The sequence below is a fragment of the Chloroflexota bacterium genome, from assembly GCA_026708035.1.
Lineage (GTDB): Bacteria > Chloroflexota > UBA11872 > UBA11872 > UBA11872 > JAJECS01.
The window spans coordinates 98,581-122,994 of the sequence record JAPOVQ010000013.1 but is presented as its reverse complement, the minus strand read 5'-3'; the positions used below and the strand labels follow the sequence as shown (position 1 = coordinate 122,994).

Below are 24,414 nucleotides of genomic sequence, written 5' to 3'. Positions count from 1 at the left end.
GCGAATGAACCCGGCCGCCGCCGCTATGCGTCTGCGCTTGTATCTCGACGCGATCAAGTTCGAGCACACGATCTTCGCGTTGCCGTTTGCCTTTCTGGGGATGGTGCTGGCGCAGGACGGCTGGCCCGGGTGGCGCACCTTCCTGTGGATCACCGTGGCGATGGCCGGCGCGCGCACGGGCGCCATGGCGGCCAACCGGCTGATCGACGCACGAATCGACGCGGCCAACCCGCGCACGGCCGAACGCGCCCTGCCCGCGGGCCGGATGTCGCGCGTGGAGATGCTGGGGCTAGCGTCGGCGGGCTTTGCCCTGCTGCACATCGCTGCGTGGCAGCTCAACCTGCTGGCGCTGGCGCTGGCGCCGGTGGCCATGGTCACCGTCACGCTCTACTCCTTCACCAAGCGGTTCACATGGTTGAGCCATTGGATCTTGGGACTCGCCGACGGCATCGCGCCCGTGGGCGGCTGGATCGCCGTGCGCGGCGACATCGGCGCGGAGGCCATCGTCTTGGCGCTGGTGGTGATGTTCTGGATTGCGGGGTTCGACGTGCTCTATTCCCTCCAGGATTTGGGATTCGACCGTAAGCGCGGGCTGCATTCAGTTCCGGCGCGATTTGGCACGCGTCGCGCGCTGCAGATCGCACGGGGATCGCACGCGATGACGGTGGTAACGCTGATCGTGTTGGGTCTGATCGCCCCGCTGTCATGGCCCTATTGGGTCGGCGTTGGCCTGATCGGCGCGCTGCTCATCTATGAACACGCGCTGCTGCGCAACGACCTGTCGCGGCTCAACCTGGCCTTTTTCAACATGAACGGCTACGTGGCGATCACCGCGCTGGTGTTCACCATTGCCGGCGTGTGGGTTGCCTGACCACGGAGGGCCGCGCCCCAGTCTGATCCTGGGGATTTCGGGGGCGACGGGCGCGGTGCTGGCCGACGCGGCGGCCAAGGCCCTGTTGGATCGTGGCGAGCGGCTCGACGTGGTGTGCAGTGACTACGGCGAGCTGATGTGGCACCACGAGATGCAAGAGCGCTTTCGCGACGCCACGGCCCGCTGGGCGTCCCATGGCGACCTGACCGTCCACCGACCGCAGGACGTCGCGGCGCCGATCTCGAGCGGCAGCTACCCGGTGCGCGGCATGCTGATCGTTCCGTGCAGCATGGCCACGCTTGGCGCGCTGGCCAGCGGCGCGGGCACCAACCTGCTCCATCGCGCCGCCGACGTGACGCTCAAGGAGAAGCGCCGCCTGGTCGTCGTGCCGCGGGAGACGCCGCTCTCCATCATCCACTTGCGCAACCTGCTCACGCTCGCCGAGGCCGGCGCCACGGTTCTGCCCCCGGAGCCGGCGTTTTACCTGCGACCGTCGAAGGTCAGCGAAATCGTGGACGCGCTGGTGGACCGCATGTTGCAGGCGCTGGGAGTGGTCGAAGCCCCCGCCGACGAGCACCGCTGGGCGTAGACGCTTAAGCGGGAGTGCAGCGCCCGCGGTCGAGGTGGGTCGGGATGCCCACCTCGTAACCAAGATTCGCGACCTTCAACCCGTGGTAGTGCCTCACTTTGACTTGCGGCGGTCTTTGCGCCGCTTCGCCACGTCGGCCGCCGTGTCCTCGCGCTCCTCGACCAGCTCCACCAGGTCCGCCATGGTCCACGGGCGCGTTGCCAGTCCCGACGCCATCGCTGGCGTGGTCGGCTTGCCGTTCGCGCGCTTCGTGAGCGTCGTGTGCGGGCGCACGTAGTTGTAGTGGAACATCAGCAGGGCCGACGCGCATGAGTGGTTGTAGACCTTCTTGGAGAAGGCGTTCGTGAGGCGCGTGTAGCGGCGCGAACCCATCCGCACGGTGAGGTTGTGGCGCTCCACGTGCGACGTGCTGACATGCTCCATGTTCGGGACGCCCTGGACGATCTCGGCTCGCGTGCCGACGCACACCGGCGGGCTGTAGCGCCGCTCGGCCTCGGGCGCTTGCCCGTAGAGCTTCTGGAGTTGCGCGTAGTCGATGGCCGCGCCGAATGCCTCGGCGGCGGCCTCGCGGTAGAAGTTCGCGCCGTCCGTCGTGAGTTGGAACCGGCCCGCGATCCGGCGGCCCACGTCCATCAGGAAGTGCCGCGCCGTCGCCGTGTCGCGCTTGCCGATCAGCCACGTCACGATCAGCTTCGAGTCCGCGTCCAGCGCCGTGAACGTCCACACGTCGCCGACGCCAAACTCGCCGCGCCGCTCCTGCGGCACGTTGCGGGCCTTCATGGCCACGAACGCCCACAGCTCGTCGCACTGGACGCGCTGCGAGCGTAGGTCGCGCACCAGCGCCCCGTGAGCGGCGGCGCACGCTTGCCCGGCCTCAACGACGAGACGGGTGACGGTGTTCAGCGAGCGGCCCGTGAGGCGTGACGTGGCTCGCAGGGAGTTGCCCTCGACTTGGAGGGCCAGAATCTGTGCCCGTTGCTCGCGGCTGAGGCGGCGCATGCCCTATCCCTAATGGCTAAGCTAACGCCTATATTATGATTTAGACTGGAGGCAGTGTCAAATCAAACGGGGCTGTAATGGCTTGCCGGTGTAGGGGTCCGCCATCAGCGGAAGGAGCGGCGGACGGTTCTCGAAATACTCCGCCATGGACCAGCGTTGGAGCCGCGGGTACGTCACACCATCTATGCACACGCTACCCATATCGGACGCCTCAACTCGGGCCGACGGCGTGTCCACTGGTTCAAGCGTGAGATAGCACCCGAGTGCGGCGCGGTTTCGATTAATGACGCGGCCAAAACCTCGGAGGCTATCACTGCTGAACGCTCCGCCCTTCACCTGGGCGAGCGCCAGCTTGGTGACATCATCGTCGGGTTGCTCCCAAACTGTCCCCCGGCCATCGACGCCACCATCGGCGACCTGCTTGGTGTTCGGCACGAATCCACTGAGCCGCCGCACCGCCCAGGTCTCAAACGCAAATGGTCGCTCGGTCGCCAACTTCGAGGCGCCCGCCAGATCGTAGGGGATGCCGTGCGCTGGGATGCCGGGGTCTTCGAGACGTTCGCGGATTATGTCGATGGCAAAGGCGTCGATATCGACACCGATCCACTGCCGGTCAAGGTTCCGGGCCGCCGCGATGGTCGTCCCGCAACCACAAAAGGGGTCCAACACCACGTCGCCAGGGTTACTGGATGCCTCAATAATCCGTTCGAGCAGGGCGACGGGCTTCTGTGTTGGATAACCAAGCCGCTCCTTAGCCTGCGAATTGAGCGGCGCGATGTCCTCCCATGCATCGCCGATGGCGACGCCTGGCATTTCGTCAAGATATCGCTTGTAGGACGGAACACGACCAGGGGCAGTCTGTACGACCCGGCCAGCGTCGAGCAGGCCTTTCATTTTCTCTTCGCTGTATCGCCAGTATCGAGTGACACCCATAAATTCGTACTTTGGATGGCCTCGCGCCCCGGCTCCGGGTGCCGTCAAGTTATCGAGTCGGTAGCGCCGCCCACTGCCCGTCTCAACACGGCTGTAATGGCTTTTGATATATCGATCAGCATATTGGCCGAATGGTTGGTTAAATACTGCTTGAGCATTTGGGTTGCGTACGTAGTGTAAGACCACATCTCGAACGCGCGGCCAATTGCGAGCGCCTTGCCGATAATCCCCTTTCGTTGTTGTGCGCTTCCAACTGAGTTCGTTGGTGTATCCGTTGGCACCGAATATGCCATCTAAAACGATCTTGAGATAGTGCGAAGCCGTCGGGTCACAGTGCAAGTAGAGACTGCCAGTGGGCTTCAACAATCGGCGGCAATGTTCAAGGCGCTCGGCCATGTACGACAAATAGGCCAGCATTCCCGACGGGCCGAGGATCCGCTCCAGGCCATCCAAGACGTTGTGCGCGGGTCGTGCTATGGCGCGGCGGTACGCCTCAGATCGATCGGCGGCTGCTGTATCCCACTTCCACGTGTCAACGAACGCGCGGTACTGCGCCCCCCCCCTCGATGCTATCCGAGTACAGCATGTTGTAGTCGGCATTGGAGTTGAAGGGCGGGTCCAGGTAGATCAGGTCAACGGTCTGGTCGTCCCACTGGCCCATCCAGTCGAGGCAGTCGCCGTAGTACAGGGCATTGGCGGACGGCTGCACGGCGGCCTACTCCGAACTGGCGGCCCAGCGAGCCTCCCCGCCCTTGGCCGCGATGGCGGACCGCTCCGAGGCGCTCAGTGAGGCGGCCCGCGCCTGGCCGCCCTTGCGCCCGGCGTCCACGTGCGGCGACTCGGGCGCGGGGTCTTCGTCGGCGTCCACGTCGGCGTCAGGGTCGGCCTTGGCGATGATGCGCTGCATCATGCCGTGGGCCGTCTCGCTGAAGTCGAGCGGGCCAGTGTGTGCCTTCTGCTTAGCCATGACGATCACCTTCGCCATCGCGTTAACCGGATACCCTCGGACCATAGCCTGTCCAGAAATTTTGGACAAGGCGCGAGAAAGTCAAAGTGAGGCACTACCCAACCCGTCGACCGGTTGACATCCGGTGGCAAGATAGGCGCATGACTCGGCTTCCGGTCGACGGCGACCGGCAAATGCGTGAGGAACGGGCGATGCAGGAAATCTGGGAACGCACAAGGGCCAACGGAGATTCGATCCTGGCGACGGTTGCCGGCATCCTCGCGATCGTCGCACTCATCATCGCAATCGCCGGGACTACGGGGGTCACGCGCGAGGAAGCCCAGGAGATGGTCGACGACGCCGTCGCGCGCGTGGCCGATCCGGCCGGCTACACCCAGCGCGTGGTGCAGGAAGCGATCGATCGCTACGACGCCGAGGGGCGTGACGCCTCTATCGCCTACCACCTGTCGAAGGAAAGCATCGACGGCCCGTGGTACGTGTTCCTGCTGGACGAAAACGGCTTTGTGATAGCCAATCCCGCTCGCCCGGACTTCGTGGGCACCACGCCAGCCGTCCGGTCGGATATCACCGGCAAGCCCTACGGGCTGGAAGTAGTGGCGGCGGACGAGAACGGGCGCTGGGTGGACTACGTGTTCATAAACCCGGCGACCGGCGTGCCCGAGCGCAAACATACCTGGGTCATCAAGCACGACGGCCTGTCCTTCGCCTCGGGCTGGTACGAGCCAATCTCGCGCGCGGACGATCCGGCGACCTACACGCAGGCCGCGGTGGCCTCGGCCATCAGCCGCTATGCGGCCGAGGGACGCGAGGCGTCCATCGCCTATCACCAGTCCACAGAGAGCATCGACGGGCCGTGGTACGTGTTCCTGTTGGACGAAGACGGCTACGTCCTGGCCAATCCCGCGCGCCCGGACTTCGTGGGCACCACGCCCGCCGTCCGGTCGGACATCACCGGCAAGCCCTACGGACTGGAAGTGGTGGCGGCCGACGAGAACGGGCGCTGGGTGGACTACGTGTTCGTCAACCCGGTCACCGGCGAGCCCGAGCGCAAGCACACCTGGGTCATCAAGCACGACGGTTTGTCATTCGCCTCGGGCTGGTACGAACCCATTTCGCGGGAGGACGACCCAGCGACGTTCACCCAGGCATTCGTGGCCCGGGCCCTCAGCCGCTACGACGCGGAGGGACTGGACGCCACCGTGGCGCACTACAACACGCCCGAGAGTCTCGAGGGCCAGTGGTACGTCTTCATTTTCGACGAAGCCGACCGCCTGCTCACGCATCCCGACCCGAGTCTGCTCGGCGACGACTTGAAGGGTCCGCTGGGAACGGACATCACGGGGCGTGTGTTCGGTCTCGAGATGCTCCAGGCCGACGAGGACGGTATCTGGGTGAGCTACGTATTCGCGAACCCCGCAAACGGGCAGCCCCAGGTCAAGCACTCCTGGGTCCTGCGGCACGACGGTCTCCTCTTCGGGTCGGGGTGGTATGAGTTCGTCTCAGGCGAGGACCAGCTTCCCGTCTCCGGCGAGGACCAGCTTGCGGCGGTGGTAGTTCCAAGCGACGGGTGAAAATTCGCGACCAGCCCAACGAGGGCGTGCAGTACGTTCCGCGGGCCGGGGAGCAGCTGTACCTGACGGGTGTCTACCAGGACATCGACGGCGTCCGTTGGTACGAGCTCGTGGATGGCAACTGGGCCCAAGGTCAATACGTGAGGCTCGAGTAGGCATCCATCGGATCCGGCTGGTATGAGGAGTAGGCGAGAGGGCATCCTTGAACCGTCCGGCAGGTTGGCCGGGCGGTTAGGGATGGTGGCCCCATGCTGAACGTCGGAATCATCGGCCTTGGAGGGATAGCGCGGACGCACTGCGAGGCCATCGCCACGCTGGACGACGTGCGGGTCATTGCCGTGGCCGACCTGCTGGAAGAACCTCGGCAGCGCTACATGCGCGAGTACGACATCCCCCGGGGCTACGTTTCACACACCGAGTTGCTCCAGGACGACGACGTCGACGCCGTGGCCGTCGTGCTCGGGCATCAGCTGCACCACCGCCTCACCATCGACGCGCTCAACGCGGGCAAGCACGTGCTGGTCGAGAAGCCCATGGCCCTCAGCCTGGACCAGTGCGACGCCATGATCGCCGCCGCCGACGCCAACAACCGCAAGCTCATGGTCGGGCTCTCGCAGCACTTTTATCCGACGAGCATCGCCGCCAAGTCGATTCTCGATTCGGGGCAGCTCGGACCGGTGATCACCGCCGTCTGCTACATGTCCAAGAATTGGACCTACGAGGGCCGCCGCCCCCAGTACCGCAGCCGCTTTCACGGCGGCGGCATGTTGCTGGCCAACGGCGTGCACGTCGTCGACCGATTGACCTGGCTCATGGGCTCTCAGGCCGTGTCCGTGTCCGCGGCCATCGGCACCCACGCGCACTACCAGGCCAGCGACGACTCGGATGTGATTTTCGTGCGCTACAAGAACGGCCGCGCGGGCGTCGCCGTCGCCGTGGGATTCGCCGACGGCGCGTCAGACTATTCTGGCCACGTCATCTGCGCCAACGGCACCCTGAAGTTCAGCCACCACTACGAGGAATACGTGCGCGTCGGCAAGGACGACGTATGGGAAGACGTGCCATTCACGCGTCCGCCCGCCGAGTTCACCAACGAGTGGCGGGACTTTGCCGATAGCATCGCGCGCGACATCGAGCCGCCGACGCACGGGCCGTATGCGCGGCACATCATGGAGATCCTGTTCGCCGCCGAGCAGTCGGCCATCACGGGCCGGGAAGTCCTGCTCGAGGGCGGTACCGAGTGGACCCACCAAACCAGCGGCACGCCCATTCACCCCGAGCACGGGTGGGTTTAGCGGCCGTAGTTAGGGGGGCCGCGTCATGAGGCTCGGCGGGTCGCAGGCGGCGTATCGCTGGGTGTCGTATCCCGACCTGCGCATCGACCGTCCCGAGTTCGGCTTCCGCGGCATGGCGTACCCCTACGGCACCACCACGGTCGGCCCGGTGAGACTCGACGACCACGTGGACTGGTGGATCGACCGCTGTGTCGAGCACAACTTCGAGGCGCTGCACATGGGCAGTAGCTGGTTCGCCGACGCCGAGGCCGCCGCGCCCACCGGCCGCCGCATGGCCGAGCACGGCCTCGAGTGGGTCGGGTCCGTCAGCGGCGCGTGGGCGGTTCCTCGTGACGAGTGGCCGCCCGTCCGCGCGGCCGCCGTTCGAAGCCTGGAGATTCTGCACGCCGGCGGCTGCCGGCTCACCGAGATCGTCAACGCCGATCCGCCGGGGCCGCCCGGCCAGCCGGTGCCCAACGGCGGATTGCGCTTCGGCCACTTCAGCCGCGAGGTGCCGATCGCCGTCCAGATCGACTGCATGATCGAGAACTTGCGCGACCTCGTCCCCGTCGCCGCCGACCTGGGGATCGTGCTGGCCTTCGAGAACCACATGGACTACCGGATCAGCGAGATCGTGCCGGTCGTTCAAGGCGTCGCGTCGCCCTGGCTGCGGATCAACTACGACTTCGCCAACAGCCTGGCGGTCGTCGAAGACCAGGTCGAAGCGGCTCGGCTTGCGGCGCCCTATCTCGCCATGGCCCACCTTCGCGACATGCGCGTGCAGTCCATCACCACTACCGGCGAGCCCAAGTTCTTTCACGCGCCCGTGGGCCACGGCAGCGTCGAGATCGCCGAGATCTTCGCGATCCTGCAAGCGGGCGCGCCCGACCCCGACGCCATTCCAGTCTGCCTGGAGCCGCCTTGCCTCCCCGACTACGACCCGCAGCTCTGGATGCGGCTCAGCATCGATTGGCTGGGAGAGCACTGCGCGCGGTATTTCCCCACCTATTTCGACGCTGCCGCTCGGACACCAGCCGACTCGTAGAGCGAGCCGGCCGATTCCCGGCTACCCCTCGCTCAGCTGCACGTCCAGCACCGCTCGCCGGATCTTCTGATTTGGCAGGGCGTGGGTGCCCATTTCGCGGGTGAAGTCGGAGTGGGAGAACATCACGTGCAGCTTGCCGTCGCGCTGCATGGTGGTGGTGTAGGAGCAGCCGGGGCCGGTGTGGAAGTAGAACGGCGCCTCCCAGTGGTTGCCCGTGCCGTCGAGGCTCAGCATCACGTGCGTCACCTGGGGTTGTCCGTAGGCGCCGCGCCCCGCCGCGCAGGCCAGGACGCCGTTTGGCAGCACTTCCAGCCGCGGCTTGACGCCCTGCCAGCCGGTCGACTCCGGCTCGCTCCAGGTGTGGCCGCCGTCGGTTGAGCGCGCCTGGAACATCGGCGCGTACGAGTCGGTACGCATCACGCAGAGGATGTCGCCGTTCGGCAGCACCGCCAGATCGGCCTCATCCAGCCCCTCGTCCACCCCGCGGTCGAATATGCCGTAGACCGGGTTGACCACCGCCGGATCGAACGTCGCGACGGACTTCCACGTCCGCCCGCGGTCGCTGGAACGCACGATGAAGGTTCCGAAGCGGAACTTGCGCACCCGCCCGCTCCCATCGATGTGCTGTTCGGATTCGGAGAGCAGGTCCACCCACTCCAGCGCCACCAGGATGTCGCCGTCGTCCAGCTCCAGGATGCGGGAATAGCACTGATACGACGCCCGTTCGCGCGGCAACTCGGGGACCTTGAACGTCCAGTGCTCCAGCTTCGAGCCGTCGCGGGCGTAGCGATGCCAGCGGAATTCCGGGTCCTCCTGCTGGAAGCGCTCGTGCATGTGCCCCTGCGAGCGGTCGTGGCCCAGCGTGTGCTGCTTGTGCGTGTTGTGGTCGACGCGCGCGATCGAGCCGTCGCGCAGGAATCCCCACGCGCCCGAGTCCCAGTTCTCGGTCATCCAACCGGTGCGGGGGTCGCGGGTGACCATGGGGAAGTCTCGCGGGGCTTGGGACCACGTCTCGCCAGCGTCATCGGAAAGGTAAGCGCGGGTGGGATCGCCAAACTTGCCCTCGTCACCGTGGCGCGACCAGTGAATCGTCATGAACAGCCGGTCGCCGTCGAGCGGGACGACGCCGGGGAAGTTGATGACCGTTTGGTCCTCTTCGAGCCACGTGTCGATGCGCTCGAGGGTGATGGTGGCGGTGCGGGCGCCGTCGCTGTAGATGGCCTGGTTGATCATGGGTTCTCCCTGCTTGGGGCTGAGTGAGCGGTGCTCACGCGGCGTCGGTCGAGATGTCGATGATGGCGCGGCGAATGCGTTGCACGGGAATCCCGTGCGTCCCCATGTCGCGCGTGAAGTCGGAGTCCGAAAAGATCACGTGCAGCTTGCCGTCACGCTGCATGGTGGTGGTGTAGGAGCAGCCGGGGCCGGTGTGGAAGTAGAAGGGCGCTTCCCAGCGATGCCCGGTGCCGTCGATGCTGATCATCACGTGCGTCACCTGCGGATGGCCGTAGGCCCCGCGCCCGGAGGAGCACGCCAGCACGCCGTTCGGCAGCACCTGCAATTGCGGCTTCACCGCCTGCCACCCGGTCGACTCGGGCGCGTCCCAGGTCCGACCGCCGTCCCGCGACCGCGCTTGCCACAGGGGCGAATACGAGCCGGTCCGGAGCATGCAGAGAATGTCGCCGTTGGGCAGCCTGGCCAGGTGGGCTTCGTCGAAGCCCTCGTCGACGGTCCGATCGCTGATCCCGTAGACCGGCTTGACCTCGTCGGGATCGAACTGGGTCACGTACTCCCAGGTGTGCCCGCCGTCGCCGGAGCGCACGATGAAGACGCCGAAGAGGTATTTCCAGATGCGGCCGTGAGCCTCATGGCGCCACCGCTCCTCCGGCAGCATCTTGACCCACTCCATGGCCGCCAGCAGATCGCCGTCGTCCAGTTCAACGATGGGCGAGTAGACCTGGTAGGACCTGCGCCCCCACGACATGCCGGGCACTTTGAACTTGATCTCTTCGATCAGCCGGCCGTCGCCCGACGCCCGCTGAAAGCGGAAGGTGGGATCGTCCTGCTGGAACCGGTCGTGCATGCGGGACCCGTCGTAGCCCACGTCGTGCTGCAGCTGCGTGTTGTGGCCGATGTGCACGATGGTTCCGTCGCGGAGATAGCCGATGGACCCGCCGAATGCGTCGATCTGGCGGCCCGTCATCGGATCCTTAAACGAGAGCGGAAAGTCGTCCGGGGCGGGTTGCCAGGTCTCGCCGTCGTCATAGGACTCCAGGATGCGGTTCGGGTCCTCGGTTGCGGTGTGCTCGGCGCCGTGGCGCGAGCGCGCGTGGTACAGCACCAGCCGGTCGTTCAGCTCCAGGACTCCCGGAAAGTTCACGATGCTCTCGGTGTCTTGGACCCAGGTGTTGATGCGCTCCAGGGTGACGGTGGCGCTGCGGGTCCCGTCGTTGTAGCGAGCTTGGCGGATCATGCGTGCTCCCTGCGTGGGACTTGGCGAGCCGTGCTCATGCGTCGGTCGAGATATCGATGACGGCGCGGCGAATGCGTTGCACGGGCAGCCCGTGCGTTCCCATGTCGCGCGTGAAGTCGGAGTCCGAGTAGATCACGTACAGCTTGCCGTCGCGTTGCATGGTCGTGGTGTAGGAGCAGCCCGGACCGGTGTGGAAGTTGAAGGGCGGTTCCCACTGATGCCCGGTGCCGTCGATGCTGATCATCACGTGGGTCACCTGCGGGTGGCCGTAGGACCCGCGTCCCGAGGCGCACGCGAGCACGCCGTTCGGCAGGACCTCCAGCTGCGGCTTGACCCCGGGCCACCCCATGGACTCGGGAGCGTCCCAGGTACGACCGCCGTCGCGCGATCGCGCTTGCCACAGGGGCGAATAGGCGCCGGTGCGCATCACACAGAGGATGTCGCCGTTCGGCAGCTTGGCCAAGTGGGCTTCGTCGATGCCATCGTCGGGGGGCCTGTCGGTGATGCCGTAGACCGGCTTGACCTCGTCGGGATCGAACTGGGTCACGTAGTCCCAGGTGCGACCGCCGTCGCCGGAGCGCACGATGAACGTGCCGATGAGGTACTTCCAGATGCGCCCGTGGGCCTCGTGGCGCCACCGATCCTCCGGGAGCAGCTTGACCCACTCCATCGCCGCCAGCAGATCGCCGTCGTCCATTTCGAGGATCGGCGAGTAGACCTGATATGCCCTGCGCCCCCAGGGCATGCCGGAAACCTTGAACGGAAACCGCTCGAGCAGCTGGCCGTCGCTCGAAGCCCGCTGAAAGCGGAACGTGGGGTCGTCCTGCTGGAACTGCTCGTGCATATGCCCCCGGGAGCGGTCATAGCCGTTCTCGAAGTGCATCATCGTGTTGTGGCTCATGTGGACGATCGTGCCGTCGCGAAGACGTCCGGACCCGACGACGCCGAAGTCGTCATTCTTGTGGCCGCTGAAGGGGTCGTAAGTGACGAGCGGGTCGTCGTCCGGTCTGGGCTGCCAGGTCTCCCCGTCGTCATAGGACTCCAGGATGCGATTGGGATCCTCTTTGTGAGAGTCCTCGGCGCCGTGGCGCGAGCGCGCGTGGTAGAGCACCAGCCGGTCGTCCAGCTCCAGGATTCCCGGAAAGTTCACGATGCTCTCGGTGTCTTCGACCCAGGTGTCGATGCGCTCGAGCGTGACGGTGGCGCTGCGGGTCCCGTCGCTGTAGCGGGCCTGGCGGATCATGCGTCGGTCGAGATGTCGATGACGGCGCGGCGAATGCGCTGCACGGGCAGCCCGTGCGTCCCCATGTCGCGGGTGAAATCCGAGTCCGAGCAGATCACGTGCAGCTTGCCGTCGCGTTGCATGGTGGTCGTGTAGGAGCAGCCCGGACCGGTGTGGAAGTTGAAGGGCGCTTCCCACTGATGCCCAGTGCCGTCGATGCTGATCATCACGTGCGTCACCTGGGGATGGCCGTAGGACCCGCGTCCCGAGGCGCACGCAAGCACGCCGTTCGGCAGGACCTGCAGCTGCGGCTTGGCCCCGGGCCACCCCATCGACTCCGGCGTGTCCCAGGTCCGACCGCCGTCGCGCGACCGCGTTTGCCACAGGGGCGAATAGGAGCCGGTGCGCATCACGCAGAAGATGTCGCCGTTCGGCAGCGTGGCCATGTGGGCTTCGTCGAAGCCCTCGTCGACCGGCCGGTCGCTGATCCCATAGACCGGCTTGACTTCGCCGGGATCGAACTGGGTCACGTAGTCCCAGGTGCGGCCGCCGTCGCCGGAGCGCACGATGAACACGCCAAAGAGGTATTTCCACACGCGGCCGTGGGCCTCGCGACGCCACCGCTCCTCGGGCAGCAGCTCGACCCACTCCATCGCCGCCAGCAGATCGCCGTCGTCCATTTCGAGGATCGGCGAGTAGACCTGATACGACCGGCGACCCCACGGCATGCCGGCAACCTTGAACGGAAACCGCTCGAGCAGTTGACCGTCGCTCGTAGCTCGCTGAAAGCGGAATGTGGGATCGTCCTGCTGGAACTGCTCGTGCATGTGACCCTTCGCGCGGTCATAGCCGTTGTCGAGGTGGACCACCGTGCTGTGGCTCATGTGGACGATCGTGCCGTCGCGGAGTCGCCCGCACCCACCGCCGAAGCCATCATTCTTATGGCCGCTGAGAGGGTCGTAGGTGACGAGTGGTTCGTCGTTCGGTGCGGGTTGCCAGGTCTCGCCATCGTCGAACGACTCCAGGCTGCGCCCAGGGTCCTCTTTGTGGGAGTGCTCGGCGCCGTGGCGCGAGCGGGCGAAGCTCAGGATGAGCCGGCCGTCCAGCTCGAGGATTCCCGGAAAGTTCACGATGCTCGCGGTGTCTTCGACCCAGGTGTCGATGCGCTCGACGCGGATCGTCGCGGTGCGCCCGTCGCGGGTGTAGGTGGCCTCGGTGATCATCGGCGCGCTCCCCAGTCAGCCGCCGCGCGCTTGCGCGGGCCGATCCCATTTGCGCCCTACCATGCCTCAATTCGTCGCCGCGCGCCGAATTGGGCCACGGGATATGGATCCGCTATCCGATTGAAGGAATGGCGCGGCGGTCGGCGGCGGCTGGAAACGCCTACGCCAGCCCCGAAATCGTCCCGTCCGGCGTCACGTCCATGCCCACCGCAAACGGCCGCCGCGGCAGCCCCGGCATCGTCAAGATGTCGCCCGTCAGCGGCACCACGAACCCCGCGCCCGCCGACAGCCGCACGTCGCGCACCGTGATGCGGAAGCCCTCGGGCCGACCTCGGAGCGACGCGTTATCGGACAGGGAGTACTGCGTCTTCGCCATGCAGACCGGGAACCCGCGCGCCACGCCGCGATCCATGCGCCGCAGCCGCCGTTCCACGCCCGCCGCGTAGTCCACGCCGTCCGCCCCGTAGACCTCGCGGGCGACGGTCTCGATCTTCTCGGTCAGGGTGGCTTCAGGCTCGTACAGCGGCGCGAAGTTGTCGCCGCCGGCCTCAAGCGCGCGCAGCACCTGCCGCGCCAATTCCTCGCCGCCCGCGGCGCCGTCGGCGAACACGGTTGACTCCGCCGCCGGCACGCCCATCGCGGCGGCCGCCTTCATCACCACATCCACCTCGGCGTCCGTGTCGCTGGGGAAACGATTGACCGCCACGACCACCGGTAATCCGAACTTGGCCATGTTCTCCGCGTGCGCTTCCAGGTTTGGCAGGCCCGCGCGCAGCGCCGCCAGGTCCTCGGCGTCCAGCTCACGGCGGTCGGCGCCGCCGTGCAGCTTGAGCGCGCGCACCGTGGCCACCAGCACCGCCAGCCGGGGCCGCAGCCCGCCCGCCGGGCACTTGATGTTGAGAAACTTCTCCGCGCCGAGATCGGCCCCGAACCCGGCTTCGGTCACCGCCACGTCCGCCAGCTTCAGCGCCAGCTTGGTCGCGATCAGCGTGCTGCACCCGTGCGCGATGTTGCCGAACGGCCCGCCGTGAATCAGCGCCGGGCCGCCCTCCAGGTTCTGCACCAGGTTGGGCAGCACCGCGTCGCGCAGCAGCACGGCCATGGCGCCCTGCGCCTCCAGCTCAGCGGCCGTCACGAAGGCGCCGCGCCCGCGGTCGGCTACGGCGATGCGTGCGCAGCGGTCCTTCAGGTCCTCCAGGTCGCGCGCGAGGCACAGGATGGCCATCACTTCGGAGGCCGGCGTGATATCGAATCCGGTTTCACGCGGCACGCCGCGCGTGCGCCCGCCAAGCCCAACCACGATGTCATGCAGCGCGCGGTCATTCATGTCCATCACCCGCCGCCACAGCACGCGCCGCGCGTCGATGTCGAGCGCGTTGCCCTGGTGCAGGTGGTTGTCCAGCATGGCCGCCAGCAGGTTGTGCGCCGAGGTGACCGCCGCGAAGTCGCCGGTGAAATGCAGGTTGATGTCCTCCATCGGCACCACCTGCGCGTAGCCGCCCCCCGCCGCGCCGCCCTTGACGCCGAACACCGGCCCCAGCGAGGGCTCGCGCGTGGCGCTGATGGCGCGGTGTCCGAGGCGCTGCAGGGCCTGCGTCAGCCCGATCGTCGTAGTCGTCTTGCCCTCGCCGGCCGCCGTGGGCGTGACGGCCGTGACCAGGACCAGGTCGCCGTCCGGCGCGTCCTGCCGAGCAGCCATTGCCGCCTGCGTCACCTTGGCCTTGGTGCGGCCATATGTCTCGATCTCATCGCCGGTCAGACCGACCTGCGCCGCGATCTCCTCGATGGGACGCAGCCTGGCCGCCTGCGCGATTTCGATGTCCGGCGGTTGCGAAGGGCTCATACGCTCTCCCGCGCTGGCTCGCGGCACGACACGATCGGCGCCGATTCCCATTAAACCGCAGGCTGCAGCCGCCCCCCATGCCGGTCGCCCCTTCGGCTAACTCGGGGCGGGCTCGGAGCGTGTCGAAGGGCTCACCACAAACGGAGTCGAACCACCACGAGCCGGGCCAAGTCCGCGCTTGAGCCGCCGCGCGGTATCGTGCAGGAAGTCCGGCTGGCGCAGGTGAGTGGGAACCGAGCATGAAGGCCGCGTATCTCGAAGGGACCGCCGACATCCGGGTTCGCGAGAGCGCCGTCCCTGCACCGGCGGCCCATGAGGCATTGGTTCGCGTTCGATCCGTCGGCATCTGCGCGTCCGACATTCACTACTACGAGCACGGGCGCATCGGGCGCTTCGTGGTGGAGCAGCCGCTGATCCTGGGCCACGAGCCATCCGGCGAGATCGTCGCCGTCGGCGCGGCAGTCGCACACCTCGAGCCCGGCGACCGGGTGTCCATCGAGCCCGGAGTCCCTTGCCATGCGTGCGAGCACTGCCAGGCCGGTCGCTACAACCTGTGCCCCGACGTGGTGTTCATGGCCACGCCGCCGGTGCATGGGGCGTTCGCGGAATACGTGGCGCACCCGGCCTCGCGCTGCTTCAAGATTCCCGACGGTATGAGCTACGACGCCGCGGCGCTCATCGAGCCGCTCTCGGTCGGGCTCTACGCCGTCGAGCGCGGTCGCGCCGTCCTGGGCGATCGGGCGGTCGTCCTGGGAGCCGGGCCCATCGGGCTGGTGACCCTGCTGAGCCTGAAGAGCCAGGGCATCGACGCCGTGACCGTCGTCGACGTCGTCGACTTTCGTCTCGAGAAGGCCCGCGCGCTGGGCGCCGAGCGGACCGTGGATGCCCGCGAAGTCGATGTCGACGCGGAGCTTGCCGACAGCTTCGACGTGGTCTTCGAGACTGCCGGCGCGCCGGCCACGGTGGTGCAGACGATTCGACTGGCCGCGCGCGGCGGCCGCGTGGTCCTGGTCGGGCTCAGCCCCGACGACTCCGCGCCGATCGACACCAACCACATCATCGACAAGGGGCTGGACGTGGTGGGTGTGTTCCGCTACGCCCACACCTGGCCCAAGGCCATCGAGCTGGTGGCGTCGGGGCGCGTCGACCTCGAGCCGCTCGTCTCGGCGCGCTACCCGCTCGACGACGTGCAGGACGCCATGGACTTCGCGCGATCGCGCAAGGACGCGTGCATCAAGGTCATGGTCGAGCCATGATGAGCGTCCTCGACCGCTTCCGCCTCGACGGCCGCCGCGCGCTCGTGACCGGCGGCGGCACCGGCATCGGCAAGGGCCTGGCGCAAGCGCTGGCCGAGGCCGGCGCCGACGTGGCCGTCTGCGGGCGCACCCAGGACACCCTCGAGCGCACCGTTGCCGAGGTCGAGTCGCGCGGCGCCCGCGCCAAGGCCATCCACGCCGACGTGACCAGCGCCGACGACGTTCGCGCCGCGGTGCAGTCCGTGGTCGATGAGTGGGGCAGCCTCGACATCGCGGTCAACAACGCCGGGATCACCACCTGGGTCGACGCCGTAGACATGCCCGAGGACGACTGGGACCGCGTGCTCGACACCAACCTCAAGGGCGTATTCCTGTGCTCGCAGGAGGCCGCCCGCGTGATGATTCCGCAGGGGCGCGGGGCCATCGTCAACGTGGCATCGATCTCGGCGCAGATCATCAACCGCCCGCAGCAGCAGGCCCACTACAGCGCCTCGAAGGCCGGCGTCGTCCACCTCACGCGCGCGCTGGCCGCCGAGTGGGCGGAGCACGGCGTGCGCGTCAATGCGGTGAGCCCCGGCTACACCCGCACCGAGATGGTCAACGCGCCGCACATGATTCCCGCCCGGCCGATCTGGACGCGCGACACGCCCATGGGGCGCATGGCGGAGATCGAGGAGATCCAGGGGGCGGTGGTGTTCCTGGCCAGCGACGCCGCGGCCTACGTGACCGGCCACGACCTGGTCGTCGACGGCGGCGTCACGGCCTGGTGAGCGGGTGCGGCTAAAGTGTCCGCGCTCGCCATGACCGACGACCTGCTGCTGGGCCTCGACCTCGGCACCACCAGCGCTCGGGCGGTGCTGACGGCTCGCGACGGTCACATTCTGGCCACTCACGCGGCGGAATACCCAATGCACACGCCGCATCCGGGCTGGGCCGAGCAGGATCCCGATACGTGGGAACGGGCGGCGGTGGAGGCGCTCGGTGCGTGCGTCCGGGCCGCGCCGGACCCAGCGGCCATTCGTGGGATCGGGCTCACCGGGCAGATGCACGGCGCGACGCTTCTCGACGAGCGTGACCAATCGATCCGGCCCGCCATTCTCTGGTGCGACCAGCGAACCGGCGCGCAACGCCAAGCCGTCGAGCGCGACATCGGGCTGGCCGAGGTCATCGCGCGCACCGCCAACCCGCCGCTGGAAGGATTCACCGCGCCCAAGCTCTTGTGGGTGCGCGAGCACGAGCCCGACGCCTACGCCCGGATTCGACGCGTCCTGCTGCCCAAGGACTTCATTCGCCTGCGCCTCACGGGCGAGGCCGCCGCCGACGTCGCCGACGCCTCGGGTACGGCGCTCTTTGACGTGGCCAAGCGCAAGTGGTCCGAAGCCATGGCGCGCGACCTGGAGATTCCGCTGGAGTGGCTGCCGCGCGTGGTCGAGTCACCCGAAACGGCCGGCGCACTCACCCCGGCAGCGGCGGAAGCCTTGGGCCTGCCGGCCGGCCTGCCTGTCGCCGCGGGCGCGGGTGATCAGGCCGCCGGCGGAGTGGCGGCGGGAATTGTCGCCGCGGGCGACGCGCTCGTGACCATCGGGTCGTCGGGCGTGGTGTTCGTGGCCGGCGACCGGCCGCGGATCGATCCTGCCGGTCGCGTGCACACCTTCTGTCACGCGCTGCCGGAGACGTGGCACGTGATGGGCGTGACCCAGGGCGCGGGAATCTCGCTGCGCTGGGTGCGGGACACTCTGGGCGCGTCGGACGCGAGCGGCGGCGTAGCCTACGACGCGCTGACCCGCGAGGCGGCCACATCTCCCGCCGGGAGTCGAGGATTGATCTGGCTGCCCTATCTGCAGGGCGAGCGCACGCCGCACCTCGATCCCAACGCGCGCGGCGTGCTGTTCGGCCTGACGACCGCCCACGGGCGCGGCGACGTGGTGCGATCCGTGCTCGAAGGCGTGGCGTTCAGCCTGCGCGACGGACTGGAGATCATCCAGGACCTCGGCCTGCCCGCACGCCGGGTCAAGATCGCCGGGGGCGGCGCGCGCAGCCCGCTCTGGCGGCAGATCGTGGCCGACGTGCTCGGGCTTCCGATCAGCCTCGAGCCCGAGGACCGCGGCCCGGCTTTCGGCGCGGCTTTGCTAGCCGGAGTTGCCGTCGGGGTGTACGCGTCGGTGGAGGAGGCGTGCGCAGCGACCGGGAGCCGAACCCAAGAAATAGAACCTGGCCGAGACACGCACGCTGTCTACGAGGCGACCTACCGCCTCTACCACGAGCTATACCCGGCACTGGCCGATTCGTTTGCCAGGGTGGCGTCGCTCCAGGAGTGATCCGGCCGCGATCTCAAGGACCCCAATCCGTTCGATCCCCCTTCGACAAGCTCAGCGCGAAGGGATTGGGGTGAAGCCCACCGCCTTGTTCCGACCTTGCCTAGACCAGGCGCAGCTCGACCGTGCGCGTGCGGGGACCGTCGCACTCGACAAGCAGCACGTCCTGCCACACGCCGACCTGAAGCCGTCCATCGACGATGGGCACGAGCAGCTGATGACCCAGCAGGGCGGCGCGGACGTGGGCCGCCGCGTTGTCCTCCGATCCCCGGTTGTGGGCGTAGGAACCGCGCCAGGGCACCAATTGCTCCAGCGCTTGCGCCAGGTCGTCGAGCAGGCCTGATTCAGGCTCATTGAGGGTCACGGCGCAGGTGGTGTGCGGCACGCTGACCAGCAGCAGGCCATCGCCGACCTCCTGCCGGTCAAGGGCCGCCTGGATCGGCCGTCCGATAGGGTGCACGGACGTTCGCGCGGAGGTGGCGACGCGCAGCGTGACCGGACGCATGTCAGGCGTTCGCCGATGGCGGCGTGTGCCCGCTGAGGGACAATTCGCGCCACCCGGGCCCCAACGCGAGATGCACGGCGTCCACCAGGTTCCGGGCCACGGCCACGCCCGGCGGCGCGTCCGATCCATCCCGCGCCAGCCAGACCACGGGCATGCCGCAACGCTGCGCGCCGCCGACGTCGTTCTTGAAGTCGTCGCCGATGAGCACGCAGTCGCCAAGGTCGGCATCGACCGCGGCGGCTGCCGCGGCGAAGATGCGCGGGTCGGGCTTCTCGGCGCCGACGGCCGCCGAGAAGACGATTGGGTCCAGCCCATCGCCAAGTCCGACCTCGTCGAGGACCAGCGGTAGCAGGTAGCTGAAGTTGCTGAGAACGGCGGTGCGCACGCCCGACGTTCGCACAAGGTCGATGGCCGCATGCGCGTCGGGAAGCACGCGGCTCTCGAAGGCCGCCGCCAGCTCGTCCGCAACGAGATTCAAGTCCAGCGGCACGGCCCCGGTGTCGCCCAGCGCCTCCAGGTAGACACGGGCGTCCTCGATGCGGAGCCGTTCGAGGTCGTCGGCCGTGCGCACCGAGGCGTAGTGCGCCTTGTAGTAGCGCATCTCCGCGTGCAGGGCGTCGTCGAGGTGGGGGCGCGGCAGGTCAACCCTCTCCCGCTGCAGGACGTCGGCCATGTAGTCGAAGGGCGAGGGATCGTCCGGAAAGTGGATCAGCGTGCCGTAGGCGTCGAAAAACACGGCCGCCGGGTGCGAGGTGGTCACCGCGGAACCTACCACCAGCGACGAAGACCCATGCAAAGCCCCTCTAGTCGGGTGCGGGGAGCGAATCCGGCCCCCTCTCCCTTGACGGGAGAGGGCAAGGGTGAGGGTGATCCGGGACTTAGGCGTGGTCTCGGCCAGGGTGGGATGATGGGGGCGCTTTCGTCGGGATGGCGTTGGCCGTGACCGGTCCACCGGCGCTGCCGGCCGCGGCGTCCCGCCTTTGAGGGTGCTCTCCATGCCTCCGAAATCCACCGCCGCCGCCCGCTGGCGCGACGCCCTCCGCACGAATCCCGACTACGTCGTCTACGTGCCGGCCGACGACGACACGCCGGAACACGACACCGGGCCGCGGCCGGACGGGCCGTGGGACAACGGCAATACCCACTTCATCGTCACGGTCACGACCACGGGGGCCTTCCTGGCCACCTGGACGCAGGCCGGGGACCACTTCCACGGGGTGAATGTGCGGATAGTGACGGCCCGCAGCGAGGACCGTGGGCGCACCTGGAGCCGTCCGACCGTGATCGAGGCGCCGCCCGACGACTCCGGCAAGACGCCGGTGTGGTCGGTGCCGGTGGTCGTGCCGCACAGCGGCCGCGTCTGGCTCTTCTATCACCGCAACACCGGCCCGGTGGACTTCGACCGCGGGATGACGGGCGTGCTGTCCTGGCGCGTCTCGGACGACGACGGCGTCACCTGGGGCGAGCGGCACGACGCGGTGATCGGGCGTGGGGCCATCGACGATCCCGACCCCGCCATGCTCAGCAGCTGGGTGCCGACCGGCTGGCAGGCGCCCATCGTGAACCGCCGCGGCCAGGTGATCTGCCCGATGACGCGCTGGGCCTCCAACCACTATCAGCGCCAATTCGAGACGGTGACGTCCGAGATCGGATTCAACGCCCGCCATCACGAGGGCTGGTTCCTGCGCTTCGACAACGTGATGACGGTCGACGACCCGGCGGACCTCGTGGTGACGACGTGGCCGGACGCCGATCACGGCATCCAGGTGGAGCATCCGCGCGACCCGCGCATCAGCTGCGCCATGGAGCCGTCCATCCAGAACCTCTCGGACGGCCGCATCCTGGCCGTCATGCGCACTATGACCGGCTGGGTCTGGTATTCGGTTTCGGAGGACTACGGCGAGTCGTGGACGGAGGCGGCCCCGCTGCGGTTTCAGCCCGGCGGACCGCCCATCCCGCATCCCTCGTCGCCCTGCCCGCTACACAAGCTGCGCGACGGTCGGTTTCTGCTCTTCTTCCACAACAACGACGGCACCGCGCATGGGGCCGACGGACCCGGCGACGGCAAGGCGCGCCGGCCGGTGTGCGTCAGCGTCGGTCGCGAGATCGACAACCCCGGCGGCCAGCCGCTGGTGTTTGGGCGCCCGCACGTGCTGGCCGACAACAAATACGCCGTCCACTCCGTGACCGGACGCGGCGGCGGCATGCCCATCTACGGCAGCTTCACCGACTACGCGGGCGAGCAGGTGCTCTGGTATCCCGACAACACGACCTATCTGCTCGGCAAGCGGCTCACGGACGAAGTCCTCGACGACGCCTGGCTGCCGCGCTAGGACGCGGAGGTCGGAGCGGCCCGGTGCCGCAGGGAGCGTCCCACATTCGTCATTCCCGCGAAGACGGGAATCTAAGGTCTCGACCCGATGGCCCAGGCACCGGGCCGCCTGGGAGATTCATCCGCGGCCTATCCCACGCTGCGCGCAGCGCGGGCTACCGGACACGGGCGCCCACGAGGGACGCCCCTACGTGGGTCCACCGAAGGCGGAAACCCACGATCCCGCACGCGCTGAGAAGGAAGGGTTCTGCCCCCCTCCACCTGAAAGGGGGAGGGATGGGGAGGGGGTCTTCCGGCACTTGCCACCGTGAGCGCCGTTTTCCTGTCATTCCGAGCGCAGCGAGGAATCTAAGGGGCAGGCAGATTGGCACAACGCCTGTCGCCTCCTCGCGGAAGTCAGCTCTCAGCCCTTCAAGACGGCGCCTCGGCGGCGTCCAACTCCGCGATGGCCGGGATCAGGCCCCCCAGGTCGTTGATGATTGCGTCCGGCGTGACTGATGCGGGGCCGGATGGGGCGTCGCGGCGCAGCCAGATGGCCCGCAGACCGAGCGCCTGCGGCGCGCGCACGTCGACTTCCAGGTCGTCGCCCACCATGACCGCGTCTGCAGCCGGGACGTCGAGACGGCGCAGCGCCTCGCGGTAGGCCACGGGATGCGGCTTCATCCAGCCGGATTCGGTGCTCAGCACCAGCGCGTCCACCAGCCGCAGCAAATCGAACGCGCGCAGGCGCTCGACCAGCAGCTCTTCGCCATGGATCAGGTTGCCCACGATGGCCGTGCGCACGTCGGCCCGGCGCAGCAGCTCGAGCGTGCGGACCGCGAGCGGATCGACGGTCATCCGCGCGTAGTGCGGCCCGAAATACATCGGCAGCAGCAGGTCGATGAGCTCGGACGGCGGCTCCAGGTCGAAGCGATCGAGGACCTCCAGGAACGCCCGCCGCGCATCCGGGACGGCGCACTCGCCCTGATAGGACTCGATCAGCGCCTCTTGCAGGGTTTCTCCCAGCGGGTCGGTGAGCTGCTCCGCCGTCGGCGCGACCTCCGTCAGCTGTCCCAACGCCTCGGCAACCTGCGCCGCGCCCTGCCGGTTGCTGGGAGACCCGACCAAGGCCTCCTGCGTGACCAACGTATCGCCCAGATCGAACAGCACACCCCGAATCGCCATGCCGCGAGTCTAACGAGCGGCGCTGGCCTCAACCGCCGGGCGCGCCTCTGATCCCTTCTCCCTGGGGGAGAAGGTGAGGATGAGGGGATTCCGGTCCGACGCGTCGGGCCACGTTGGAACCCCCACGCGGCGTGCCGCCTGGGCCACCGGACACCCTCACCCCAGCCCTCTCCCCCAGGGAGAGGGGGCCGGACCGGCACCGCACGAAGGGGGCTGGATTCCGGCTCAAGGACGGTATGACGGGTGTCTCAGCAGCCTGCGGAGGGTGCGCGCGACGCGGTCCCGAACCTGGAGGCCTGGAGTTTTTTGGCGTGTTCGGGGTTTAACTTCGACGACGAAATAAAGAGCCACGCCGAATGACCACCAAGCAATCCACACCACACTCGGCGCAACCTCCAATCCGCTGTAGGGGCGTCCGTAGTGGGCGCCCGAGTCCGGTGGCCCGCGCTGCGTGCAGCGTTGGGCCGGCCAAGAGCGTGGGGCGCACTTGCAGATAGTCCAGTTATTGGTATATAGTGGAGGCATGAAGGACTTGTTGCCGACGATTCAGGCCTTGATTCTCGACTACTTGGTTAGTCGCGGACCTTCCCACGGCTACGCCATCCTGTGCGATCTGCGTGACGCAATTGGCAAGTCGAGCGTGTATGACGCGCTGTACCGACTGGAGTCCAAGGGCTTCGTGCGCAGCAGCCGCGACACGACCGTCAGTGGGCCTCGCGCCCGCCGAACCTTCGAGGTGACCGGCCTGGGCGCTACGGCGCTTGAGCGTCACCGGTCGGCGATGTTCGGCACGTCGGGCGCAACCCTAGGGCGGCCAGCCCAAGAGGGTGCGTAGTGGGTTTTCCCCAATTCCTTATTCCGGTCGCTGGAATAGTCGTCGCAGGCATAGCGCTGTGGATGCTCGCCGCGTCGTTACCGGAGAGCGTGACTTGGCTCATTGGCCGCTGGATTGGTCTTTGGTCGTGCATATGTGGTCGGGCAAATCGACAGAGAGTGCGTGACCGGACTTATGAAATTGAAGAGTGATTTCGGGATCGCTATAGATCTGAACGCGACGATGGATCGGATGCGACTCGGGCCACATTGCGAGCTATTTGGCTCGTACGTTGGGAAATACTAAAGGCTCCCAAGGCTGCGGCTTCAGCGGCCGCTGCGGTCGAAGCCGAGAATTGCCGAAGATTCCCACAGTTGCAAATCTTGCCGGGGCGCATGCAGCTAATAGCTAAAGTTGCCAAGAAACAGGTTACGGTTGGTCGAATTGCATTCCTCCTCGCGAACTGTCCCGGAATTGTTTACAGCGCTTTAATCTTCGCAGGAGTAGCGGATAGAAGTTCACTGCATCTTGTGTTTGCCATTTTGATCTTCACCATTCTTGCATTTCGCAGACGGGATTCGTTTACTAGCAAGTTGTCAAAGTCGCTTCCTAGACATAGCTTCTTGCTCCTACTTTACTACTTTGTTGTCTGGACCGGGTTGATTGCTCAAGGCATTAGCTCCAAGCCAGATTTTCCTGCCGGATTTGCGATTGGGGCAGCGATCGTTTCTCTCGGTGCTATGCTGCCGATCTTGTTCAAGATATTCCGAGCCTTGATGGACGCTGAAAAGATTAGAATTGTTACCGATCATCTATTATCAATTGCCATAGACGATGATGATCGAAAAGACATATTGAGCATAAGAGAAGAAGTCAAGCGATATCCTTAGAGTGGCGAATGCCGCGGTGATCCGTTGGTGCAACTGCCGAAGAGAGCAATTTGCTCCGGCGCGAATCGCTTCGTGGTGAGCCGCGTCTAGGCTTGAATGGCGTTCGCACTCAGAGCGTCTTCAATGGTGCG

The 24,414-nt window shown here is 67.0% G+C and carries 24 protein-coding genes; 12 read left to right on the top strand and 12 right to left on the bottom strand.

Features of this window, described 5'->3' with window-relative positions; genetic code table 11:
* The first annotated feature begins 4 nt into the window (after positions 1-4).
* The gene (gene ubiA / locus OXG33_05720) at positions 5-871 is read left to right on the top strand and encodes a putative 4-hydroxybenzoate polyprenyltransferase (protein MCY4113427.1); all 867 of its coding nucleotides are present in this window, start codon (positions 5-7) and stop codon (positions 869-871) included.
* Positions 864-1,460: a UbiX family flavin prenyltransferase gene (locus OXG33_05715; GenBank protein MCY4113426.1), complete on the top strand. Its 597-nt coding sequence runs from the start codon at positions 864-866 to the stop codon at positions 1,458-1,460. The genes ubiA and OXG33_05715 overlap by 8 nt, the downstream gene beginning before the upstream one ends.
* A 93-nt stretch (positions 1,461-1,553) precedes the next feature.
* Here OXG33_05715 and OXG33_05710 read toward each other — a convergent pair whose 3' ends face one another.
* The 4 genes from OXG33_05710 to OXG33_05695 all read right to left on the bottom strand — a co-directional run bounded on the left by OXG33_05710 (position 1,554) and on the right by OXG33_05695 (position 4,359).
* Entirely contained in the window at positions 1,554-2,459 is a 906-nt protein-coding gene (locus OXG33_05710; GenBank protein MCY4113425.1) for an IS1 family transposase, read from the bottom strand.
* A 57-nt stretch (positions 2,460-2,516) separates the two neighbouring features.
* Positions 2,517-3,845 carry a DNA methyltransferase gene (locus tag OXG33_05705; protein MCY4113424.1) on the bottom strand — a complete coding sequence of 443 codons (1,329 nt, stop codon included), beginning with the start codon at positions 3,843-3,845 and terminating at the stop codon, positions 2,517-2,519.
* A 79-nt stretch (positions 3,846-3,924) separates the two neighbouring features.
* On the bottom strand, positions 3,925-4,101 hold the full coding sequence (locus OXG33_05700; protein ID MCY4113423.1) for a hypothetical protein: 177 nt from the start codon (positions 4,099-4,101) through the stop codon (positions 3,925-3,927).
* Positions 4,102-4,107: 6 nt separating this feature from the next.
* Complete coding sequence (locus OXG33_05695) at positions 4,108-4,359, bottom strand: histone H1 (protein MCY4113422.1); 252 nt, start codon at positions 4,357-4,359, stop codon at positions 4,108-4,110.
* Positions 4,360-4,499: 140 nt separating this feature from the next.
* Between OXG33_05695 and OXG33_05690 the strand changes: the two genes are divergently transcribed.
* The 4 genes from OXG33_05690 to OXG33_05675 all read left to right on the top strand — a co-directional run bounded on the left by OXG33_05690 (position 4,500) and on the right by OXG33_05675 (position 8,249).
* The gene (locus OXG33_05690; protein MCY4113421.1) at positions 4,500-5,930 is read left to right on the top strand and encodes a cache domain-containing protein; all 1,431 of its coding nucleotides are present in this window, start codon (positions 4,500-4,502) and stop codon (positions 5,928-5,930) included.
* Positions 5,927-6,085, top strand: coding sequence for a hypothetical protein (locus OXG33_05685; GenBank protein ID MCY4113420.1), 159 nt, complete (start codon positions 5,927-5,929; stop codon positions 6,083-6,085). Before OXG33_05690 ends, OXG33_05685 begins: the two co-directional genes overlap by 4 nt.
* Positions 6,086-6,178: 93 nt before the next feature.
* Positions 6,179-7,225 carry a Gfo/Idh/MocA family oxidoreductase gene (locus OXG33_05680; protein ID MCY4113419.1) on the top strand — a complete coding sequence of 349 codons (1,047 nt, stop codon included), beginning with the start codon at positions 6,179-6,181 and terminating at the stop codon, positions 7,223-7,225.
* A 25-nt stretch (positions 7,226-7,250) separates the two neighbouring features.
* Positions 7,251-8,249 (top strand): TIM barrel protein, encoded by a 999-nt coding sequence (locus tag OXG33_05675; protein ID MCY4113418.1) that lies wholly within the window; start codon positions 7,251-7,253, stop codon positions 8,247-8,249.
* Between the two features lie 21 nt (positions 8,250-8,270).
* On the opposite strand, the gene OXG33_05670 is transcribed toward OXG33_05675, so the two are convergent.
* The 5 genes from OXG33_05670 to OXG33_05650 all read right to left on the bottom strand — a co-directional run bounded on the left by OXG33_05670 (position 8,271) and on the right by OXG33_05650 (position 15,007).
* Positions 8,271-9,482, bottom strand: coding sequence for a sialidase family protein (locus OXG33_05670; protein ID MCY4113417.1), 1,212 nt, complete (start codon positions 9,480-9,482; stop codon positions 8,271-8,273).
* Positions 9,483-9,516: 34 nt separating this feature from the next.
* Positions 9,517-10,719: a sialidase family protein gene (locus tag OXG33_05665; GenBank protein MCY4113416.1), complete on the bottom strand. Its 1,203-nt coding sequence runs from the start codon at positions 10,717-10,719 to the stop codon at positions 9,517-9,519.
* A 34-nt stretch (positions 10,720-10,753) separates the two neighbouring features.
* On the bottom strand, positions 10,754-11,962 hold the full coding sequence (locus tag OXG33_05660) for a sialidase family protein (protein ID MCY4113415.1): 1,209 nt from the start codon (positions 11,960-11,962) through the stop codon (positions 10,754-10,756).
* Positions 11,959-13,164 (bottom strand): sialidase family protein, encoded by a 1,206-nt coding sequence (locus OXG33_05655; protein MCY4113414.1) that lies wholly within the window; start codon positions 13,162-13,164, stop codon positions 11,959-11,961. Before OXG33_05655 ends, OXG33_05660 begins: the two co-directional genes overlap by 4 nt.
* Before the next feature lie 160 nt (positions 13,165-13,324).
* Entirely contained in the window at positions 13,325-15,007 is a 1,683-nt protein-coding gene (locus OXG33_05650) for a formate--tetrahydrofolate ligase (GenBank protein ID MCY4113413.1), read from the bottom strand.
* A 239-nt stretch (positions 15,008-15,246) separates the two neighbouring features.
* Here OXG33_05650 and OXG33_05645 point away from each other — a divergent pair, with 239 nt between their 5' ends.
* Genes OXG33_05645 through xylB form a run of 3 tightly spaced genes read left to right on the top strand, consistent with a single transcriptional unit; the run spans position 15,247 to position 18,581 of the window.
* A complete protein-coding gene (locus OXG33_05645) occupies positions 15,247-16,263 on the top strand; it encodes an NAD(P)-dependent alcohol dehydrogenase (protein ID MCY4113412.1) in 1,017 nt (338 codons plus the stop codon).
* The gene (locus tag OXG33_05640; GenBank protein ID MCY4113411.1) at positions 16,263-17,033 is read left to right on the top strand and encodes an SDR family oxidoreductase; all 771 of its coding nucleotides are present in this window, start codon (positions 16,263-16,265) and stop codon (positions 17,031-17,033) included. Before OXG33_05645 ends, OXG33_05640 begins: the two co-directional genes overlap by 1 nt.
* 30 nt (positions 17,034-17,063) lie before the next feature.
* Entirely contained in the window at positions 17,064-18,581 is a 1,518-nt protein-coding gene (gene xylB / locus OXG33_05635; GenBank protein MCY4113410.1) for a xylulokinase, read from the top strand.
* Between the two features lie 100 nt (positions 18,582-18,681).
* On the opposite strand, the gene OXG33_05630 is transcribed toward xylB, so the two are convergent.
* Positions 18,682-19,083: a secondary thiamine-phosphate synthase enzyme YjbQ gene (locus tag OXG33_05630; protein ID MCY4113409.1), complete on the bottom strand. Its 402-nt coding sequence runs from the start codon at positions 19,081-19,083 to the stop codon at positions 18,682-18,684.
* A 1-nt stretch (position 19,084) separates the two neighbouring features.
* The gene (locus OXG33_05625) at positions 19,085-19,843 is read right to left on the bottom strand and encodes an HAD-IA family hydrolase (protein MCY4113408.1); all 759 of its coding nucleotides are present in this window, start codon (positions 19,841-19,843) and stop codon (positions 19,085-19,087) included.
* A 235-nt stretch (positions 19,844-20,078) separates the two neighbouring features.
* On the opposite strand from OXG33_05625, the gene OXG33_05620 reads away from it, so the two are divergent.
* Positions 20,079-21,416, top strand: a complete 1,338-nt coding sequence (locus OXG33_05620) for a sialidase family protein (GenBank protein MCY4113407.1) — start codon at positions 20,079-20,081, stop codon at positions 21,414-21,416.
* Between the two features lie 410 nt (positions 21,417-21,826).
* Here OXG33_05620 and OXG33_05615 read toward each other — a convergent pair whose 3' ends face one another.
* Entirely contained in the window at positions 21,827-22,579 is a 753-nt protein-coding gene (locus OXG33_05615; GenBank protein ID MCY4113406.1) for an HAD family hydrolase, read from the bottom strand.
* 523 nt (positions 22,580-23,102) lie between these two features.
* Here OXG33_05615 and OXG33_05610 point away from each other — a divergent pair.
* Positions 23,103-23,414 carry a helix-turn-helix transcriptional regulator gene (locus OXG33_05610; GenBank protein MCY4113405.1) on the top strand — a complete coding sequence of 104 codons (312 nt, stop codon included), beginning with the start codon at positions 23,103-23,105 and terminating at the stop codon, positions 23,412-23,414.
* A 353-nt stretch (positions 23,415-23,767) separates the two neighbouring features.
* A complete protein-coding gene (locus OXG33_05605) occupies positions 23,768-24,283 on the top strand; it encodes a hypothetical protein (GenBank protein ID MCY4113404.1) in 516 nt (171 codons plus the stop codon).
* Positions 24,284-24,414: the final 131 nt, after the last annotated feature.

Excerpts from the sequence above, each read along its gene's own strand:
- OXG33_05640 (MCY4113411.1), top strand. The coding sequence starts at position 16,263 with ATGAGCGTCCTCGACCGCTTCCGCCTCGACGGCCGCCGCGCGCTCGTG.
- ubiA (MCY4113427.1), top strand. The coding sequence starts at position 5 with ATGAACCCGGCCGCCGCCGCTATGCGTCTGCGCTTGTATCTCGACGCG.
- OXG33_05690 (MCY4113421.1), top strand. The coding sequence starts at position 4,500 with ATGACTCGGCTTCCGGTCGACGGCGACCGGCAAATGCGTGAGGAACGG.
- OXG33_05615 (MCY4113406.1), bottom strand. The coding sequence starts at position 22,579 with ATGGCGATTCGGGGTGTGCTGTTCGATCTGGGCGATACGTTGGTCACG.
- OXG33_05655 (MCY4113414.1), bottom strand. The coding sequence starts at position 13,164 with ATGATCACCGAGGCCACCTACACCCGCGACGGGCGCACCGCGACGATC.
- OXG33_05680 (MCY4113419.1), top strand. The coding sequence starts at position 6,179 with ATGCTGAACGTCGGAATCATCGGCCTTGGAGGGATAGCGCGGACGCAC.
- OXG33_05695 (MCY4113422.1), bottom strand. The coding sequence starts at position 4,359 with ATGGCTAAGCAGAAGGCACACACTGGCCCGCTCGACTTCAGCGAGACG.
- OXG33_05620 (MCY4113407.1), top strand. The coding sequence starts at position 20,079 with ATGCCTCCGAAATCCACCGCCGCCGCCCGCTGGCGCGACGCCCTCCGC.
- OXG33_05665 (MCY4113416.1), bottom strand. The coding sequence starts at position 10,719 with ATGATCCGCCAAGCTCGCTACAACGACGGGACCCGCAGCGCCACCGTC.
- OXG33_05610 (MCY4113405.1), top strand. The coding sequence starts at position 23,103 with ATGAAGGACTTGTTGCCGACGATTCAGGCCTTGATTCTCGACTACTTG.
- OXG33_05670 (MCY4113417.1), bottom strand. The coding sequence starts at position 9,482 with ATGATCAACCAGGCCATCTACAGCGACGGCGCCCGCACCGCCACCATC.
- OXG33_05630 (MCY4113409.1), bottom strand. The coding sequence starts at position 19,083 with ATGCGTCCGGTCACGCTGCGCGTCGCCACCTCCGCGCGAACGTCCGTG.
- OXG33_05675 (MCY4113418.1), top strand. The coding sequence starts at position 7,251 with ATGAGGCTCGGCGGGTCGCAGGCGGCGTATCGCTGGGTGTCGTATCCC.
- OXG33_05660 (MCY4113415.1), bottom strand. The coding sequence starts at position 11,962 with ATGATCCGCCAGGCCCGCTACAGCGACGGGACCCGCAGCGCCACCGTC.
- OXG33_05650 (MCY4113413.1), bottom strand. The coding sequence starts at position 15,007 with ATGAGCCCTTCGCAACCGCCGGACATCGAAATCGCGCAGGCGGCCAGG.
- OXG33_05710 (MCY4113425.1), bottom strand. The coding sequence starts at position 2,459 with ATGCGCCGCCTCAGCCGCGAGCAACGGGCACAGATTCTGGCCCTCCAA.
- OXG33_05645 (MCY4113412.1), top strand. The coding sequence starts at position 15,247 with ATGAAGGCCGCGTATCTCGAAGGGACCGCCGACATCCGGGTTCGCGAG.
- xylB (MCY4113410.1), top strand. The coding sequence starts at position 17,064 with ATGACCGACGACCTGCTGCTGGGCCTCGACCTCGGCACCACCAGCGCT.